The following is a 17,200-nucleotide window of genomic DNA, read 5'->3' as shown; positions in this document are numbered from 1 at the left end:
TAAAAGTAGCAGTTATTTTTTCACGTAAAGTGAAATGACAACAACAGCGGCTTGAGAGTTCAATCCTTAGGAGCGGACTTGACATGGGTAATGAGTACCGTATTCAAATACTTTTTGTAAGAGTAATAGGAGGAAAACTAAATGACAAAACGTCGACTGTTTACATCAGAAAGTGTAACAGAAGGGCATCCAGATAAAATTTGTGACCAGATTTCGGATGCCATTTTAGATGCTATTTTAGCAGAAGATCCAAATGCACGTGTAGCGTGTGAGACAACTGTAACAACAGGATTAGTATTAGTAGCAGGAGAAATTACTACTTCTACTTATGTAGATATCAAAGGTATTGTACGTGATACTGTTGCAGAAATCGGATATACACGTGGAAAATATGGCTTTGATGCTGAAAACTTAGCGGTACTTGTAGCAATTGGTGAGCAATCTCCAGATATTGCTCAAGGTGTTGACCAAGCTTTAGAGGCTCGTGAGGGTTCTATGACAGATGCAGATATTGAAGCAATTGGTGCAGGGGACCAAGGCTTAATGTTTGGCTATGCATGTAATGAAACACCTGAGCTAATGCCATTACCAATTAGCTTAGCTCATAAGTTAGCACGTCGTTTAACTGAAGTTCGTAAATCTGGTGAGCTAGCTTATTTACGCCCCGATGGTAAAACACAAGTAACAATTGAGTACGATGACAATAACGTACCTGTACGTGTCGATACAATTGTTATTTCAACACAGCATGATGAAGAAGCAACACTTGAACAAATTCAGGCTGATCTAAAACAACTTGTGATTGCTCCTGTGGTGCCAAGCGAATTATTAGATACAAACACAAAATACTTTATCAATCCGACTGGCCGTTTCGTCATTGGTGGGCCAAAAGGAGATGCTGGTTTAACGGGCCGTAAGATAATTGTTGATACATACGGTGGCTATGCACGACACGGTGGCGGTGCATTCTCAGGTAAGGATGCAACAAAAGTTGACCGTTCAGCTGCCTATGCGGCACGTTATGTAGCTAAAAATATTGTAGCAGCTGGTTTAGCAGAACGCGCTGAAGTACAACTGGCTTATGCAATTGGTGTGGCACAGCCTGTTTCCATTGCTGTTGATACATTTGGTACAGGAAAAGTGAAGGAAAGCGAAATCGTAGAATGGGTTCGTGAGCTATTTGATTTACGCCCAGCAGGTATTATTAAAATGCTTGATCTTCGTCGTCCAATTTATAAACAAACTGCAGCCTATGGTCACTTTGGTCGTACAGATTTAAATGTACCATGGGAACAAACTGATAAAGCTGACGCATTACGCGTAAAAGCACGTCTGTAAACTATTGTGCTAAAGTGCTGAAGTCGTTAGAAAATTATTCTAATGTATTATGAACAAAAGGGGCTTTTCTGCCCCTTTTGTTTTTTTGCAAAAATGCCTCGCCTTTATTCCTTGAAAATTGTCATGGAAAGCGGGGATTTTTTATAATGGATCAATTTCTTTATAAGCTTTTATTTTTGTAGAGATTTATAATACTGACCTTTTTCTGCGTATTCACGTACGATACGTTCCATATCCTCTTTATCCTCAGCGTTTAATTCTCGGACAACTTTCGCTGGACGACCTAATGCTAAGCTATTTGGAGGTATGACTTTACCAGGAGGCACGAGACTTCCGGCTCCAATAAATGCACCCTCTCCAATCTCTGCTCCGTCTAAAATAATGGAGCCCATACCGATTAAGGCATTTTTTCGAATGGTACAGCTATGTAAAGTTACTTGGTGGCCTACTGTTACCTCATCTTCAATAATGAGTGGAAACCTAGGACTTTGATGTAAGCAGCAAAGATCTTGGATACTTACCCGTTTACCAATAATTGTTGGGGAAACATCACCGCGGATCACGGTATTAAACCAAATAGTTGTTTCAGCTCCAATTGTTACGTCTCCAGTAACAGTTGCATAATCGGCAATAAAAACAGATGGATCGATCTTTGGTGTTTTATCTTTAAATGGATAAATCATGAGAATCGCCTCTTTCTTTCTGTAGATATAGTATTATCGTATCAAATACACAACTTTAAGGAAATATAAAATTAAAATGTGCTGTTATTTCGATATAATCAAAGTGTAATTATTTTTTAGGAGGACTATGTGAATGTGGAAATGGGAAGCTGATGGACAAGCAAAGGCTGTGATTGCTATTCTTCATGGTGCTTATGAAAACCACCGTTGGTATGCATGGCTTATAGAAAAATTAAGAATGGAAGGCTTCCACATAGTCATGGGGGATCTACCGAATCATGGCATCAATGCAAGATTTGCGCGTGTCCATGATGAGGACTTCAAATTGTACAATAAATATACAAGAAATCTCATTGAGAATGCCTTTTCATATAATTTACCAACCTTTGTAATAGGGCATGGACTAGGTGCTACTTTAGTTCTTCATACCATGCAAAAGAAAAAGTATGAGTGTGCAGGTATTATTTTGACATCACCCTGGCTGCATTTGAAGCTTTTACCAGGTAAATTATCAAATGCTTTAACGAGTTTGAGTGCATTAACAGCAAATGTTAAATTGACTCATGACCTGACATTTGAGACATTAACGCGCAGTGTTGAGGGTAGAGAGGAAATGAAGGATGATATACCATTTATGTCTGTTGTTTCAGTCAAATGGTATCGTGAGCTTCAACAGATGATGAAAAATTTAGTTATGCTACCTAAGCATGAATTTCCTAATATGCCTATGTTAATTATGACAGCTGAAAAAGATAAAATTACGGAAACTCGACAAATGCGCAATTGGCTTCATGAACAAGAGCTAACGGAGTTTCAATTTAAAGAATGGGCAAATTGTTATCATAATTTATTTCATGAAGTAGAGCGTGAAGAGATTTTTATGTATATTCGAGATTTTATCAATAATGCTCTTAGACGGATTGGATATATAATAAAATAGTTTCGAAAACTTCCAAATAATAGGATACTTACTTAATTATTGTTACTTGAATATAATGTTGTAATTTTCTGAAAAGTGTAATAATATAGTGACTTAAAGTAAGGTAATTCAAATTGGAGGGGTAAGATGGATGTAGTTGTTGGTAAATTGAATGACATATTATGGGGACCTTGGTTTATTTATGGTATCTTGTTGATTGGGCTTTTTTTCTCAATCATTACAAGATTCCTGCAAGTAAGGCTTATTAAAGATATGTTTGTATTAATGTTTAAAGGGGAGAAATCAGAAAAGGGGATTTCCTCCTTCCAAGCAATGTCTATCGCACTATCAGGTCGTGTAGGTACAGGGAATATTGCCGGTACTGCAACAGCTATTGGGATGGGTGGACCTGGTGCTGTCTTTTGGATGTGGGCAATTGCTTTTATTGGTGCGGCTACCGCATATGTAGAGTCAACATTAGCGCAAATTTATAAAGAAGAGAAAGATACTGAATATCGTGGTGGACCGGCCTATTACATAGAAAAAGGGATGGGTCAAAAATGGTTTGCAGTGATTTTCGCTGTAGCTGCTTTGATTGCTATGTTAATACTTATGCCTGGTGTGCAATCTAATGCCATTGCGGGAGCTGTTGTAAACGCTTTCGGTATTGAAACTTGGATTACAGGACTAATTATTGTTGTTTTACTTGGTGCTATCATTATTGGAGGCGTTAAATCGATTGCCAACGCTGCACAGGTAATTGTACCGTTCATGGCAATAGCCTATATTATTATGGCTATTATTATAATCGCTATGAATATTTCAGAGGTACCGTCTGTCTTCGCTTTAATTTTCTCAAGTGCATTTGGGGCACAAGAAATATTTGGAGGTATTATTGGCTCCGCAATTGCTTGGGGTGTGAAACGAGGAATCTATTCAAATGAGGCTGGTCAAGGGACTGGGGCGCATCCTGCTGCCGCAGCAGAAGTATCCCACCCTGCTAAACAAGGGATTGTCCAAGCAGCGTCTGTATACATTGATACATTATTAATTTGTTCAGCTACAGCCTTTATGATTTTATTTACAGGTATGTATAATGTACAAGATGAAAAGGCAGCCGAAGGAACAGATCCATTTATCCATGTTGGGGAATTCAATAAAGGTGGTTTAACGGGTGATGAGCAAATGACATTTGCTAAAAGTATTCAGGAAGGTGCTGCGTATACGCAATATGCAGTTGAATCATCCTTACCTGGACTTGGTGCACCGTTTGTAGCTATCGCACTATTCTTCTTTGCCTTTACAACAATTATGGCTTATTACTATATCGCTGAAACAAATGTGGCGTATTTATTTAGAGGTAGTACCGAAAAGGTCTTCATCTGGATTGCGAAAATAGCGATTTTAGTTGCAGCATTCTATGGTACAATCCGTACGTCTGGACTTGCTTGGGCAATGGGGGATGTAGGCCTTGGTCTGATGGTATGGATTAACGTTCTAGCCATTTTAATTATTATGAAACCGGCTATTGTTGCTTTAAAAGATTACGAGAAACAGAAAAAAGAAGGAAAAGACCCTGTCTTTGATCCTCGTAAACTAGGCATTAAAGGTGCAGATTTTTGGATAGACTATAATGAAAAACGTAAAAATAAATAGGTAAAGAGAAAGGCTAACTAATAGTTCCTACTATACTATTAGTTAGCCTTTTAAATTGTCTATAAATTAGGATAATCCTTCATCTTTTCTAGCGCAATGACGAATGGAGGATCATTTTGCTGATTGAGAAATTCGTATTTTAAAACATGGACATATTTTTGTGGAAGTTGGCTGACTAAGCCTATTACAGTATCTCGCTCTTCTTTGCCACCAGGGTGACCGTGATAAATAACAAGAATGATTAAACCGCCAACCTTTAAAAGCTTAAGTAAGTCTTCAATAGCTTGAATCGTTGTAGTAGGCTTGGTAATAATATCATGATTGCCACCCGGCAAATAGCCGAGATTAAAGATGGCTGCGGCTACTGGCTTGTGTACGAAATTGGCTACTTCTTCATGCCCTTTATTTAAAACAAGGGCGCGATGTTCTAAACCATGGTCTAGTAGACGATGTAGTGTTGCGTCCACTGCTTCTTTTTGTACATCAAAAGCATAAACTTGTCCTTCATCTCCGACTAGCTGTGCTAAAAACAGCGTATCGTGGCCATTTCCAGCAGTGGCATCAACAACTGTATCTCCTTCTTTCACACTATCTTTTAATAGCTGTTGAGCATATTGTAAAACTCGTTGTAGTTTCATTTAGCAACCTCAGCCTTATAAAATTTCCCCTGCCAACTACCACGGCGCTCCAATTCGGCATCGATGCCATTTAATACTTCCCATTTATTAACGCTCCACATTGGACCAATCATTAAATCTATAGGTCCATCACCTGTAATGCGATGAATGACCATATCAGGTGGTAAAATTTCTAGCTGATCAGCGACTAGTTTTGTATAAACATCCTGATCTAAAAACTCAAGCATCCCTTTTTCATATTGCTTCACCATGGGTGTCCCTTTTAATAAATGAAGTAAGTGGATTTTAATACCTTGGACATCTAACTTTGCCACTTCTCGTGCAGTTTCCATCATCATGTCATAATCTTCAAGTGGTAGACCATTTATAATATGTGAGCAAACACGAATACCATGCTTCCGAAGTTTTTCAACGCCCTCCACATAGGTTGCATAATCATGTGCACGATTAATGAGATTGGCAGTTTTTTCATGAACGGTTTGAAGACCAAGCTCAATCCATAAATACGTACGCTCGTTTAATTCTGCTAAATATTCTACAACATCATCTGGTAAACAATCAGGTCGAGTAGCGATAGAAAGACCTATAACACCTTCCTGCGCTAAAGCAGCTTCGAATTTTTCCTTTAAAACTGGGAGCGGAGCATGTGTATTCGTATAGGCCTGAAAATAGGCCATATACTTGCCATCTTTCCATTTTTGGTGCATTTTGTCTCGGATTTCAGCGAATTGAATATCAATCGGATCAACCTTGTTGCCTGCAAAATCACCTGAGCCTGCAGCGCTGCAAAATGTACAGCCGCCAAAGGCAACCGTACCATCACGGTTTGGACAATCAAAGCCAGCATCTAATGCTACTTTAAATACTTTATGACCAAATTGATCGCGTAAATAGCGATTCCATGTATAGTATCTTTTCCCTTCAGAAGGAAAAGGAAAATTTATTTCTGTCATTTATTTCACTCCTCTAACGACTTATTTTATCATGAGCATCTCGTTCCGTCATGGGGTAAGGATTTATCATGAAAGATGATGCTCTAATTTTCGCTTGTATCTAGTTAATTATAGCTATTTATAGCATTTAATAAATTGTAAAAAGGGTAAAATTATTTTCCTTGTACTTTTAAGTATTTCAGCATAAACTAGCTATTTAGAGACGCGAAATAATGGAGGACATCAAATGCCAAAACGTGTTTGGTTTTTAATTATCGGAATGCTTGTGAACACAACAGGTAACTCATTTTTATGGCCTTTAAATGCCATATATATGCATGATTATTTAGGGAAAACGCTGGCGATGGCTGGCTTTGTGCTGATGTTAAATTCTGCTGCAGGTGTTTTAGGCAATCTATTAGGTGGCTACCTATTTGATAGAATAGGTGGTTATAAAGCCATCATGCTTGGAATCCTTTTAACAATTGCATCATTAATAGGTTTAACGCTTTGGCACGGTTGGCCACATTATGTATGGTTTTTAACGATATTAGGCTTTAGTGGGGGTATTGTTTTTCCTAGTATGTTCGCATTGGCTGGAGCAGCCTGGCCAGAGGGTGGACGAAAGTCCTTTAATGCCATCTATTTGGCTCAAAATGTCGGCGTAGCTGTGGGTCCTGCACTCGCAGGTGTGGTGGCCGATTATCAATTTGACTATGTGTTTAAGGTCAATTTAGGGATGTATATTTTATTCTTTATCATTGCTTTGCTGACATTTAAACGTTTAGAGGTAGGGAGTATTGCACCGAAGAATGTGGTTGGTGAAAGTAAGCGAATCATTAACAAGGCACCATTCTATGCCTTATTAATTATTAGTTCATCCTCCGTTTTATGTTGGTTAGCATATTCGCAATGGAGTGCAACGATTTCATCTTATACGCAAGATTTAGGTTTAGGATTAAAGCAGTATAGTTTGCTATGGACGATTAATGGTCTGCTAATTGTGATAGGGCAGCCGCTCATTGCACCACTTATCAAACGTTGGGAGCATCAGTTAAAACGTCAATTGGTTTTTGGTGTCATCTTAATCGCTATATCCTTTGGTATTATCGCGTTTGCGAGTGATTTTAAAATGTTTGGTGTAGCCATGCTTGTCTTAACTTTCGGAGAAATGTTTTATACACCAGCATTACCAACTATTGCAAATCAACTTGCGCCAAAAGGTCGACAAGGCTTCTATCAGGGTATTATTAACAGTGCTGCGACTGGTGGACGTATGATTGGTCCTTTATTTGGCGGTATTATGGTGGATCAATTTGGCATGATTCCTCTCGTTTTAACTTTAGTAGTAATTGTGCTGTTCGCGATTATACCATGTCTTATTTATGATTATCCTCTCAAGAAGAACAACATAGTAGTAGATTAATAGTGAATAAATGCAAAGAGCAAAACGAGTGTTACACACTTGGTTTGCTCTTTTTTTCATAGTGGATATTGAAAAATTAACGATATAGGCTTACAATCATACATATTCAAATATTTGAATATGTAGTTGTATGGAGGGATTTATTTTATGGAAGAAGGATTACAGCAGTTTAAGGCTGATTTTTTTAAAGCGTTAGCACATCCATTACGTATAAGAATACTGGAACTTCTTGTAGAAGGTCAGAAGAGTGTCAATGAGATTCAAGATTGCTTAGAGAAAGAGGGCTCTGCTGTTTCTCAGCAGCTAAGTGTATTACGCGCTAAAAATATCGTTTATGGAGTGAAAGAAGGCAAGAAAGTTTACTATTCTTTAAGCGATCCAATGATTGGTGAATTACTTGGCGTGGCCAAGGATATTTTTAATAACCATTTAGTTCATACCATTTCAAGATTAGAGGAAATGACAAGTAATGATAGTGACGAAGAAAATAAGTAACCTCCATAATGTGGAAAAGTTATGCTTTACTTATTATTGGGAAGGGAAGATTTATCGATGAAGTCACTGTTTACAGGACGTTTTGAAGGGTATTCAGTCCATCATGCTAAAAAGGATTTATTGTCCGGAATCATTGTTGGAATCGTTGCTATTCCACTTGCTATGTCCTTTGCTATTGCATCAGGTGTAAAGCCTGAATATGGTATTTATACGGCTTGTATTGCAGGTGTTTTGATTTCCATTTTTGGTGGATCAAAATATCAAATTGGAGGACCTACAGGGGCTTTTGTGCCGATTCTTTTAGGAATTGTCCTAACGTATGGCTATGAGGATTTATTACTGGCAGGTTTAATGGCTGGGGTATTGCTTTGCTTAATGGGCATTTTTAAGCTGGGGACTTTAATAAAATTTATTCCCCGTCCTGTAACAATCGGTTTTACAGCAGGTATAGCAGTAATTATTTTTACAGGTCAAATTGCCAATTTTTTAGGTCTAACCAATATGACAAGACATGAGTATTTTATAGCGAATATTCAAGAGATAGGAAAGCAAATTGATACTACTAATATTTTCAGTATTTTAACGGCAGTCATTTGTTTCATAACAATAATGATGACACCTAAATTTTTTCCAAAGGTTCCCGGGGCATTAGTGGGGATAGTTGTCTCCACTCTTGTGGCGACTTTCTTTTTTTCAGGACAAGTGGCTACGATTGCCACAGCCTATGGTCAAATACCTAATACATTACCCAATTTCGCTATACCTACTATTACATTCGAGCGCCTACAGCAGCTCATTGGACCTGCGTTTGTCATCGCCATGCTTGGAGGTATCGAGTCATTGTTATCTGCAGTCGTGTCAGACGGGATGACGAATAGCAAGCATAATAGTAATCGAGAGCTAATCGGTCAAGGAATTGCTAATATCGTAACGCCGATGTTTGGAGGAATACCTGCGACAGGAGCGATTGCTCGTACAGCAACTAATATTAAAACAGGGGCAGTATCCCCAATGTCAGGTATCATCCATGGTGTGTTTGTGTTAATCACATTATTGTTATTAGCACCATATGCTTCCCATATACCTTTAGCAAGTATGGCACCCGTATTAATGGTTGTTGCCTGGAATATGAGTGAACGTAAGCATTTTGCTCATATTTTAAAATTGAAATCTGGTGATTCGCTCGTTTTATTAATTACCTTTTTATTAACCGTATTTACTAGCCTTACATTAGCTGTAGAAGTAGGGCTTGTGTTAGCCGTGCTATTGTTTGCCAAACGAATGAGTGAAAAGCTTGTTGTGACAAAGGTACTACCAGACCATTCGAATAAAAGCGAGAAGGTACAGCCTCATGTCGTTCACCAACAGCATGATTGTCCACAAATAAGCATGTACACCATCGAAGGTCCACTGTTCTTTGGTGCAGCACAAAGATTTGAACAAACGATAGCAATCACTTTACAACAGCAATCTAAAGTTTTGATATTACGCATGGGGAAAGTGCCCTTTATGGACTCTACGGGTGAAGCATATTTTAGCAATATCATTGACAATTTTACAGCACAGGGTGGTAACATTTTGGTAACAGGGGTGCAGGATGACTTAAAGATAGCCCTCCAGCAAAATGGCCTTTACGATAAAATAGGAGCCCATCATTTTTATCAGCATACAGGAGAAGCGATTACAAGAGCCTTCAACTATTTGGACAGAAATAGATGTATCGGATGTCAGCATTTTGCTTTTCATGAATGCAAAGAATTCTCTAAATCTGAGGAAAAAAAGGAATTAATTGTTCAGTAATGGGTAACCTGTAAACAAAGGCTTGTGCTTTTCAATACTTTCCATTAGAATAAATGCAATATCATGTAAAGACTGTGATGAGGAATAGTAGATTTGTGGTTCTTTTTAGAGAGCTAGCGGCTGGTGAGAGCTAGTAGGAAAGCAAATCGAACTCGCCTACTGAGTCTGCTCGCGTAAAATAGCGCGTGTCGTTTCTTCCGCGTTAAGGAAGCTTGAGCCGAGTGTAATCACTAATTTGGGTGGTACCGCGGGAGTGCAAATTCTCTCGTCCCTTCTATAAGGAAGGGGCGAGTTTTTTTATTTTTTAAATATTTTGTCAATTCTAATGAAGAGCAGCAAGATTCATTGAAGGAGGAAAAAAAATGAGTTTTAATCATCAACAAATTGAAAAAAAGTGGCAGCAATATTGGGCTGATAACAAAACATTCAAAACTGAAAATGAAACAGAAAAGCCTAAATTCTTTGCATTAGATATGTTCCCATATCCATCTGGCGCTGGACTGCACGTAGGACATCCAGAAGGATATACGGCGACAGATATTCTATCACGCTTTAAACGTATGCAAGGCTATAATGTATTACATCCAATGGGCTGGGATGCGTTTGGTTTACCAGCGGAGCAATATGCACTTGATACGGGGAATGATCCGGCAGAATTTACAGCAAAAAATATTGCGACATTTAAACGTCAAATCCAAGAGCTAGGTTTCAGCTATGATTGGGATCGTGAAATTAACACGACTGATCCAGAGTATTATAAATGGACACAATGGATTTTTATCCAGCTTTATAACAAAGGTTTAGCTTATGTGGATGAAGTAGCTGTTAACTGGTGTCCAGCGCTTGGTACGGTATTGGCGAATGAAGAAGTAATTGATGGCAAATCAGAGCGTGGTGGGCACCCAGTAGAACGTCGACCAATGAAGCAATGGATGCTTAAAATTACTGCATATGCAGATCGTTTAATTGACGACTTAGAGGAAGTTGATTGGCCAGAATCTATTAAAGATATGCAACGCAACTGGATTGGACGTTCAGAAGGTGCAGAAGTAACATTTGGTATTGATGGGACTGATCAGAACTTTACCGTGTTCACAACTCGCCCTGATACATTATTTGGCGCTACATATTGTGTGCTTGCACCTGAGCATAAATTAGTGGAACAAATAACGACAGCTGACCAGCGTCAAGCGGTAGAAACTTATTTAGAAAAAGTTAAAATGAAGTCTGATTTGGAGCGTACAGATTTAGCAAAAGAAAAAACAGGCGTATTTACAGGTGCCTATGCAGTAAATCCGATTAACGGTAAAAAAGTTCCAATTTGGATTGCAGACTATGTATTAGTGTCTTATGGAACAGGTGCTATTATGGCGGTTCCTGCCCATGATGAACGTGACTATGAATTTGCTTCAGCATTCAACTTAGACATTGTTCCTGTACTTGAAGGTGGGGACATTAGTAAAGAAGCGTTTACAGGTGATGGGCAACATATTAACTCTGATTTCCTAAATGGCTTAAATAAAGTAGATGGTATTGCTAAAGCTATTGAATGGTTAGAGCAAAAAGGCGTTGGAGAGAAGAAGATATCTTATCGTCTGCGCGACTGGTTATTCTCTCGTCAGCGTTACTGGGGAGAACCTATTCCAATGATCCATTGGGAAGATGGTACGATAACAGCAGTTCCAGAATCGGAATTACCGTTAATGCTACCGAAAACAGATAATATCCGTCCTTCAGGCACGGGTGAATCACCATTAGCTAACATTGCAGAATGGGTGAATGTTGTCGATCCAGAGACAGGTAAAAAAGGACGCCGTGAAACAAATACAATGCCACAATGGGCAGGATCTAGCTGGTACTTCTTACGCTATATCGATCCTACCAATACAGAAGCAATTGCAGACCCAGAATTACTAAAACGCTGGTTACCAGTTGATATTTATATTGGCGGAGCGGAGCATGCTGTATTGCATTTACTATACGCACGTTTCTGGCATAAAGTGTTATATGATTTAGGCGTTGTTCATACGAAAGAGCCATTCCAGAAATTATTTAACCAAGGTATGATTCTTGGTGAAGGTAATGAAAAAATGTCTAAATCTAAGGGCAATGTTGTTAACCCAGACGAAATCATTGAGTCACATGGTGCAGATACATTACGTCTATATGAAATGTTCATGGGGCCACTTGAAGCTTCTGTAGCTTGGTCTACAAATGGTTTAGATGGGGCACGTCGCTTCTTAGACCGTATTTGGCGTCTACTTGTCAATGAAGAGAATGGAACTATTTCGGAGAAAATTCAAGTGTCTAATGATGAAACATTAGAAAAATCATACCACCAAACAGTTAAAAAAGTGACAGAGGATTATGAAGGCATCCGCTTTAATACGGCTATTTCACAAATGATGGTATTTATCAACGATTGCTATAAAGCTGAAGTAATTCCAACAGCTTATGCGGAAGGCTTTGTTAAAATGTTGGCACCAATGGCTCCACATATCGCAGAAGAGCTTTGGAAGCTATTAGGTCATGAAGGAACACTTTCTTATGAGCAATGGCCAACATACGATGAGTCAAAACTTGTGGATGATGAAGTGGAAGTAGCGGTGCAAGTTGCTGGTAAAGTGCGTGCAAAAATCGTCGTAGCTAAAGACGCTTCAAAAGAAGACATTGAAAAAATAGCGCTTGCTGATGAAAAAGTACAAGAATATATGGCAGGGAAGAGCTTAGTAAAAGTTATCGTTATTCCAGGCAAACTTGTAAATATTGTCGTTAAATAAAGAGACATAAATGATAAAAATGTACATGACTAAATTAAATTTTAGTGATGTACATTTTTTTAGATTGGAGAAAATCATAAGGCTATAAAAAAACTGCACCTGCAGTGTAAGCAATAAAATGACTAACCACTTAAATAATCAAACCAACAATTATTGCCGTTAAAATACTTACAAGTGTCGCTCCATAAAGCAACTTTAAGCCGAAACGTGCAACAACATTTCCTTGTCTTTCATTTAACCCTTTGACTGCACCAGAAATAATACCGATGGATGAAAAGTTAGCAAAAGATACTAGGAATACAGAAATAATACCTAGCGTACGTTCGCTCATTGAGTTCGCAACTTCTCCAAGGTTAATCATAGCAACAAATTCATTCGTTACTAATTTAGTGGCCATTATTCCTCCAGCTGAAACAGCATCTACCCATGGGATACCCATTAGGAAAGCTATTGGTGCAAAGATATACCCTAATATTTCTTGGAAAGAAACCCCGATAATCATATCAAACAATGAATTGATTAAATCCATTAATGCTACGAAACCAATCAGCATAGCTCCAACAATGATGGCTACCTTAAAGCCATCCATAATATATTCACCAAGCATTTGGAAGAAAGCTTGCTTCTGTTCATCTTCAATGGTTAATATATCTTCCTCTTCTTTTACGGTATACGGATTAATGATGGAAACAATTATAAAACCACCAAATAAGTTTAAAACAATCGCCGTTACTACATACTTTGGTTCAATCATCGTCATATACGCGCCAACAACTGACATAGAGACGGTCGACATCGCCGATGCACATAATGTATACATACGCTGAGGAGTAACCTTGTCTAGTTGTTTTTTGACTGTAATGAATACCTCAGATTGACCTACCATTGCTGAAGCAACAGCATTATAGGATTCCAATTTTCCCATGCCACTTACTTTACTTAAAAAATAACCGATCCATTTCATAAGGAAAGGAAGGATTTTGAAATGCTGTAAAATCCCAATTAACACAGATATAAAGACAATTGGTAATAAGACACCTAAGAAGAAGGGAGATTCTCCTTCATTCGCTATGCCACCAAAAACAAATGATATACCTGTATTTGCGTAGGATAATAAATGATCAAATACATTTGTTATTCCTTTGATTAGTACATAACCAATCGTTGTATTTAATAGTAAAGCCGCTAATATAAATTGGATGATTAACATAATCAATATATATTTATATTTTATTTCTTTTTTGTTTTTACTCATTAACAGAGCTAAACCAAAAACAAGTAGCAATCCACAAAGGGATATTAAGTATTTCATAAATTCCTCCATAAGTATAATTTAGGGCGTTTGAATCCAAGACAACAAATACTCTTTCGCTCAGTATGTTCCATCTAAAAATTTGTAGAACAACCAATGATCTTAATTTGTCAGACGTCAGACAAACAATCTCACTATAACAGTTTTTTAACTAGCTATTCAAGAGTTAAAAGAAAAAAAGTATGCGACTTGGCATACGAAAAGGACAAATCCAGTATAAAAACAACTAAAATCTTTTATAAGACTTACTTAAACGGTGATTTCCCTGAATGGATGAACTCAAAACTACTTCTTGCACAAAGTTGTTCACTTACATTCAAAATGTCATCACGTACAAAAGTTGAAACACATTTTATTGTGTGATGTTTTTAAAATATTATGTCCATCGTTTAAATTAAACATATATATTGAAAAGTTATTTCTTTTTAGGAAACTAAATGCTCCATTACTACGACTATGGAGATGTTACGTTGAGTAAGCATTTAGAGGCGGTCATGGAGGAGCATGGAGAATATTGTTTACGAGTGGCTTATTTATATGTAAAGGACTGGACGATAGCTGAAGAAATTGTTCAAGATGTATTTTTTGCCTATTATCGTCAACTGGATCGCTTCGAACAAAGATCCTCTCTAAAGACGTATTTAGTAAAAATCACTGTACATAAAAGTCATGACTATTTAAGAAGTTGGAAAAATAAGCGACATGTATTATTAGAAAAGATACATATGGGTGCAAATAAATGTACACCAGAAATGACATTATAGCTAAGGATGAGCAAATAACATTGACGATAGCATTATTTGCATTACCTATTACTTATAGAGAAGTCATTATTCTTTATTATTATCAGGAATTAAAGGTTCGAGAGATAGCTGACATACTTTTATGTGCAGAAAATACAGTTAAAACTAGGCTCCGTCGAGCAAGGAAAATGTTACAGTCTAAATTAAACCCTAGTGATTGGGAGGTGTTAATGGATGACAGCTTTTAAGGAGAAGTTGGATAAAGAGCTTGGCACAACGCCACGATTTACACAGGCTTTACAGAAGAATATTTCACAACAGGTACACCAAGCAAATCCTACAACAAGACGCTGGCAATATCCGTTGATTATTTTAGGTACGATTGTCATGCTTTTGTTTATCATAGAACTCGGTCCACTAGGAAGGAGCGATCAAGCTAAAAATGCTTCATTTGTAGAGTTAGCACAGCAAGAAACAATAAAAAGGTATACAATGATTTACAACGCGGATATGGAGACCTTTATGGCAGGGAGACCTGGATGGACGATTGGCCAAAAAATATTTGAGCAAAGTAATGACAAGGATTTATTACAACATTTATTACAGCAGGCAACTGTGACACAGATAAATGGGGATAATCCATTTAGATTTCAAGCCATGCGTGATGTATGGGCAGAGTTTGAAAATGGCCAAGTAGTTAAAATGAAAATATTTTTAAACGAGGAGTATACCGTTATAGAGGATTATCACAATAAATCCTTTTATCAAGTAAATAATGAAGATTTGGCAAAGGCTTATTTAGGCCTTGCCCTAAAAGAAGATGATATAGCTTTTGGAATGAAGGGCTTATCTATATTTCTAGTAGTCTTATTCGTTAGTCATTTTTTTGTCGAAAAATTAATGAGAAAAAAGTTCAACATTCCAAAAGGGTATGTTAATAAAGGTCATCGGCGAGTCAGTTGGATCATTAAAATTGTAAATATTGTTTTGGTCTGTTTTTTCATACTGAAAGGGTTGATCTTATTTACCGTCGTAATAATAGGTTACCTAACTGTTATAGTTGTCAGTTCTATTTTCATTGACTATTACTATGGTAGAGAAGAAAAAAGACATTATCTTTCCATTAGTTCAGCCATTGTTGGTCTACTATTATTTGGCATATTCATTATTTATATCAGTTAAAAGAAGACAAACGCCTGAACCCGCTATTTTGCGAGTTCAGGCGTTTTTATCTTCTGTTTCAGTCTGTAGCATTAATTGATAAATACTCGAAATTATAAAGCTAGCTGCTAATCCATAAAGGGCATTGAAGCTTAAACCAACACCGATCCCTATGATGATGGAAAACAGTATGACAAGCCAGTTATGTTTATGAATATGACGATTCGTAAATAAAAGAATAAACATAAACGGTAGCATGGTAATATGAAGAAATGCGAATGAATAAATAACTCCTAAAATCGTTAAATCTATAGATAAGAAGAAGGTAAATAAAAGGATGAGTAAACCAATTAAATAAAAATAATAGGGTCTTTTCTTCACAAAAAATCGTTTGGTTGCCCGCAAATCCACAAGTAAGGTTGTGACAATGGCCAACAGTACAATGACAAGGAAAGCAAATGTCAGAAACCCAGGCTGTACTTCATATAAAAACGTAAAAATTAAAATTTGAAACTGACCAAATGAGCCACTGTATAAAGCAATCATTAAAATTGCTGTAAAGGATAGCGTTAATAAAGCTAAAATCACACCTGATGAAAACAGGCTGCGACGTACTTTTTTGGGCTTGATAAATGCGATTAAATACCATGTTGATTTATCAAAGAGAACTTGTCCTAAAACGGCTAGTTGAATAATGACATAGAACAGCAGGATTTCGCTATTTTTAAAATAAAATAAATAAGGGTGATACAAGCGAATGCCTTCATAAACGGTGCTAGCACCATTTTGTACAAAATAATAAATAGGGATAAAAATAAGTAAAGAAAATAAAGCGATGATAAATAATATTTCTAGCCACAATATACTTTTCACAGACATAATGCGATCCAGAAGTAACATTCCCACCAAAAATAAAAAAATTGTGATGGGGACTGGTATGGTTAACATAATTTCAGATAACACACTAATGCTTATTAATTGTATTAACCAAAGTTCAATGCCTGTCAAAAGGTAAAAAAATCGTATGACTTTTAAATTCATACCACTCAATTTTTTTTGTATCGTAAAGAGTAAAAAGCTTTGTGTATGCTGGTTTTGTGTGTAATCACTCTTTTTTAATAATGAGCCCAGTATGACAAAAGAAATAGCTGTCGCTAATGTATAACAAATGCCCGCCATAAAGCCATACGAAATAAGGGCAGAAGGAGAGGACAATAGTAAATTACCATTAATCCATCTCGCTAAAAGTATGATGACACCTGCTGCTGTGCTTAAACTTGCAAATGGTACGAGCAATGAAAATTTCTTTAGCATATC

General features: G+C 37.2%; 15 protein-coding genes and 1 other annotated feature. Of the genes, 10 read left to right on the top strand and 5 right to left on the bottom strand.

What is annotated here, in order from left to right:
• Positions 1-141 precede the first annotated feature (141 nt).
• Positions 142-1,338 (top strand): methionine adenosyltransferase, encoded by a 1,197-nt coding sequence (gene metK, locus MKY88_RS18405; protein WP_069482399.1) that lies wholly within the window; start codon positions 142-144, stop codon positions 1,336-1,338.
• Positions 1,339-1,508: 170 nt separating this feature from the next.
• Here the strand turns inward: metK and MKY88_RS18400 are convergent, their stop codons facing one another.
• On the bottom strand, positions 1,509-2,021 hold the full coding sequence (locus MKY88_RS18400) for a gamma carbonic anhydrase (protein WP_069482398.1): 513 nt from the start codon (positions 2,019-2,021) through the stop codon (positions 1,509-1,511).
• A 133-nt stretch (positions 2,022-2,154) separates the two neighbouring features.
• On the opposite strand from MKY88_RS18400, the gene MKY88_RS18395 reads away from it, so the two are divergent.
• Positions 2,155-2,961, top strand: coding sequence for an alpha/beta hydrolase (locus MKY88_RS18395; RefSeq protein WP_069482397.1), 807 nt, complete (start codon positions 2,155-2,157; stop codon positions 2,959-2,961).
• Between the two features lie 126 nt (positions 2,962-3,087).
• Positions 3,088-4,596 carry an alanine/glycine:cation symporter family protein gene (locus tag MKY88_RS18390; protein WP_340814389.1) on the top strand — a complete coding sequence of 503 codons (1,509 nt, stop codon included), beginning with the start codon at positions 3,088-3,090 and terminating at the stop codon, positions 4,594-4,596.
• Between the two features lie 59 nt (positions 4,597-4,655).
• Here MKY88_RS18390 and MKY88_RS18385 read toward each other — a convergent pair whose 3' ends face one another.
• Together MKY88_RS18385 and MKY88_RS18380 are read right to left on the bottom strand one after the other, a co-directional pair.
• A complete protein-coding gene (locus MKY88_RS18385; RefSeq protein ID WP_193832905.1) occupies positions 4,656-5,234 on the bottom strand; it encodes a tRNA (mnm(5)s(2)U34)-methyltransferase in 579 nt (192 codons plus the stop codon).
• The gene (locus MKY88_RS18380; RefSeq protein WP_193832904.1) at positions 5,231-6,187 is read right to left on the bottom strand and encodes a TIGR01212 family radical SAM protein; all 957 of its coding nucleotides are present in this window, start codon (positions 6,185-6,187) and stop codon (positions 5,231-5,233) included. The genes MKY88_RS18385 and MKY88_RS18380 overlap by 4 nt, the downstream gene beginning before the upstream one ends.
• Positions 6,188-6,413: 226 nt before the next feature.
• Between MKY88_RS18380 and MKY88_RS18375 the strand changes: the two genes are divergently transcribed.
• From MKY88_RS18375 to leuS, 4 genes are all read left to right on the top strand, one after another.
• Positions 6,414-7,592, top strand: coding sequence for an MDR family MFS transporter (locus MKY88_RS18375; RefSeq protein ID WP_340814386.1), 1,179 nt, complete (start codon positions 6,414-6,416; stop codon positions 7,590-7,592).
• A gap of 147 nt (positions 7,593-7,739) precedes the next feature.
• Positions 7,740-8,087: an ArsR/SmtB family transcription factor gene (locus MKY88_RS18370; protein ID WP_008176651.1), complete on the top strand. Its 348-nt coding sequence runs from the start codon at positions 7,740-7,742 to the stop codon at positions 8,085-8,087.
• A gap of 57 nt (positions 8,088-8,144) precedes the next feature.
• Positions 8,145-9,887 (top strand): SulP family inorganic anion transporter, encoded by a 1,743-nt coding sequence (locus tag MKY88_RS18365; RefSeq protein ID WP_340814384.1) that lies wholly within the window; start codon positions 8,145-8,147, stop codon positions 9,885-9,887.
• A gap of 65 nt (positions 9,888-9,952) precedes the next feature.
• Positions 9,953-10,163, top strand: a binding site (T-box leader).
• Between the two features lie 86 nt (positions 10,164-10,249).
• Entirely contained in the window at positions 10,250-12,667 is a 2,418-nt protein-coding gene (gene leuS / locus MKY88_RS18360) for a leucine--tRNA ligase (protein ID WP_340814383.1), read from the top strand.
• Between the two features lie 130 nt (positions 12,668-12,797).
• Here the strand turns inward: leuS and MKY88_RS18355 are convergent, their stop codons facing one another.
• Positions 12,798-13,979: a NupC/NupG family nucleoside CNT transporter gene (locus MKY88_RS18355; RefSeq protein ID WP_069482390.1), complete on the bottom strand. Its 1,182-nt coding sequence runs from the start codon at positions 13,977-13,979 to the stop codon at positions 12,798-12,800.
• A gap of 470 nt (positions 13,980-14,449) precedes the next feature.
• Here MKY88_RS18355 and MKY88_RS18350 point away from each other — a divergent pair, with 470 nt between their 5' ends.
• The 3 genes from MKY88_RS18350 to MKY88_RS18340 are packed head-to-tail and all read left to right on the top strand — an operon-like array spanning position 14,450 to position 15,904.
• Complete coding sequence (locus tag MKY88_RS18350) at positions 14,450-14,743, top strand: sigma factor (protein ID WP_232540674.1); 294 nt, start codon at positions 14,450-14,452, stop codon at positions 14,741-14,743.
• Positions 14,719-14,970 carry a sigma-70 family RNA polymerase sigma factor gene (locus MKY88_RS18345; protein WP_328203695.1) on the top strand — a complete coding sequence of 84 codons (252 nt, stop codon included), beginning with the start codon at positions 14,719-14,721 and terminating at the stop codon, positions 14,968-14,970. Before MKY88_RS18350 ends, MKY88_RS18345 begins: the two co-directional genes overlap by 25 nt.
• A complete protein-coding gene (locus MKY88_RS18340; protein ID WP_328203698.1) occupies positions 14,957-15,904 on the top strand; it encodes a DUF4181 domain-containing protein in 948 nt (315 codons plus the stop codon). Before MKY88_RS18345 ends, MKY88_RS18340 begins: the two co-directional genes overlap by 14 nt.
• Positions 15,905-15,940: 36 nt before the next feature.
• Here the strand turns inward: MKY88_RS18340 and MKY88_RS18335 are convergent, their stop codons facing one another.
• Complete coding sequence (locus MKY88_RS18335; protein WP_328203700.1) at positions 15,941-17,197, bottom strand: permease; 1,257 nt, start codon at positions 17,195-17,197, stop codon at positions 15,941-15,943.
• Positions 17,198-17,200 lie beyond the last annotated feature (3 nt).

Origin of the sequence: Lysinibacillus sp. FSL R7-0073 (genome assembly GCF_038009065.1) — a bacterium.
GTDB classification, from domain to species: Bacteria; Bacillota; Bacilli; order Bacillales_A; family Planococcaceae; genus Lysinibacillus; species Lysinibacillus fusiformis.
This window is presented reverse-complemented; position numbering and strand designations above follow the sequence as displayed.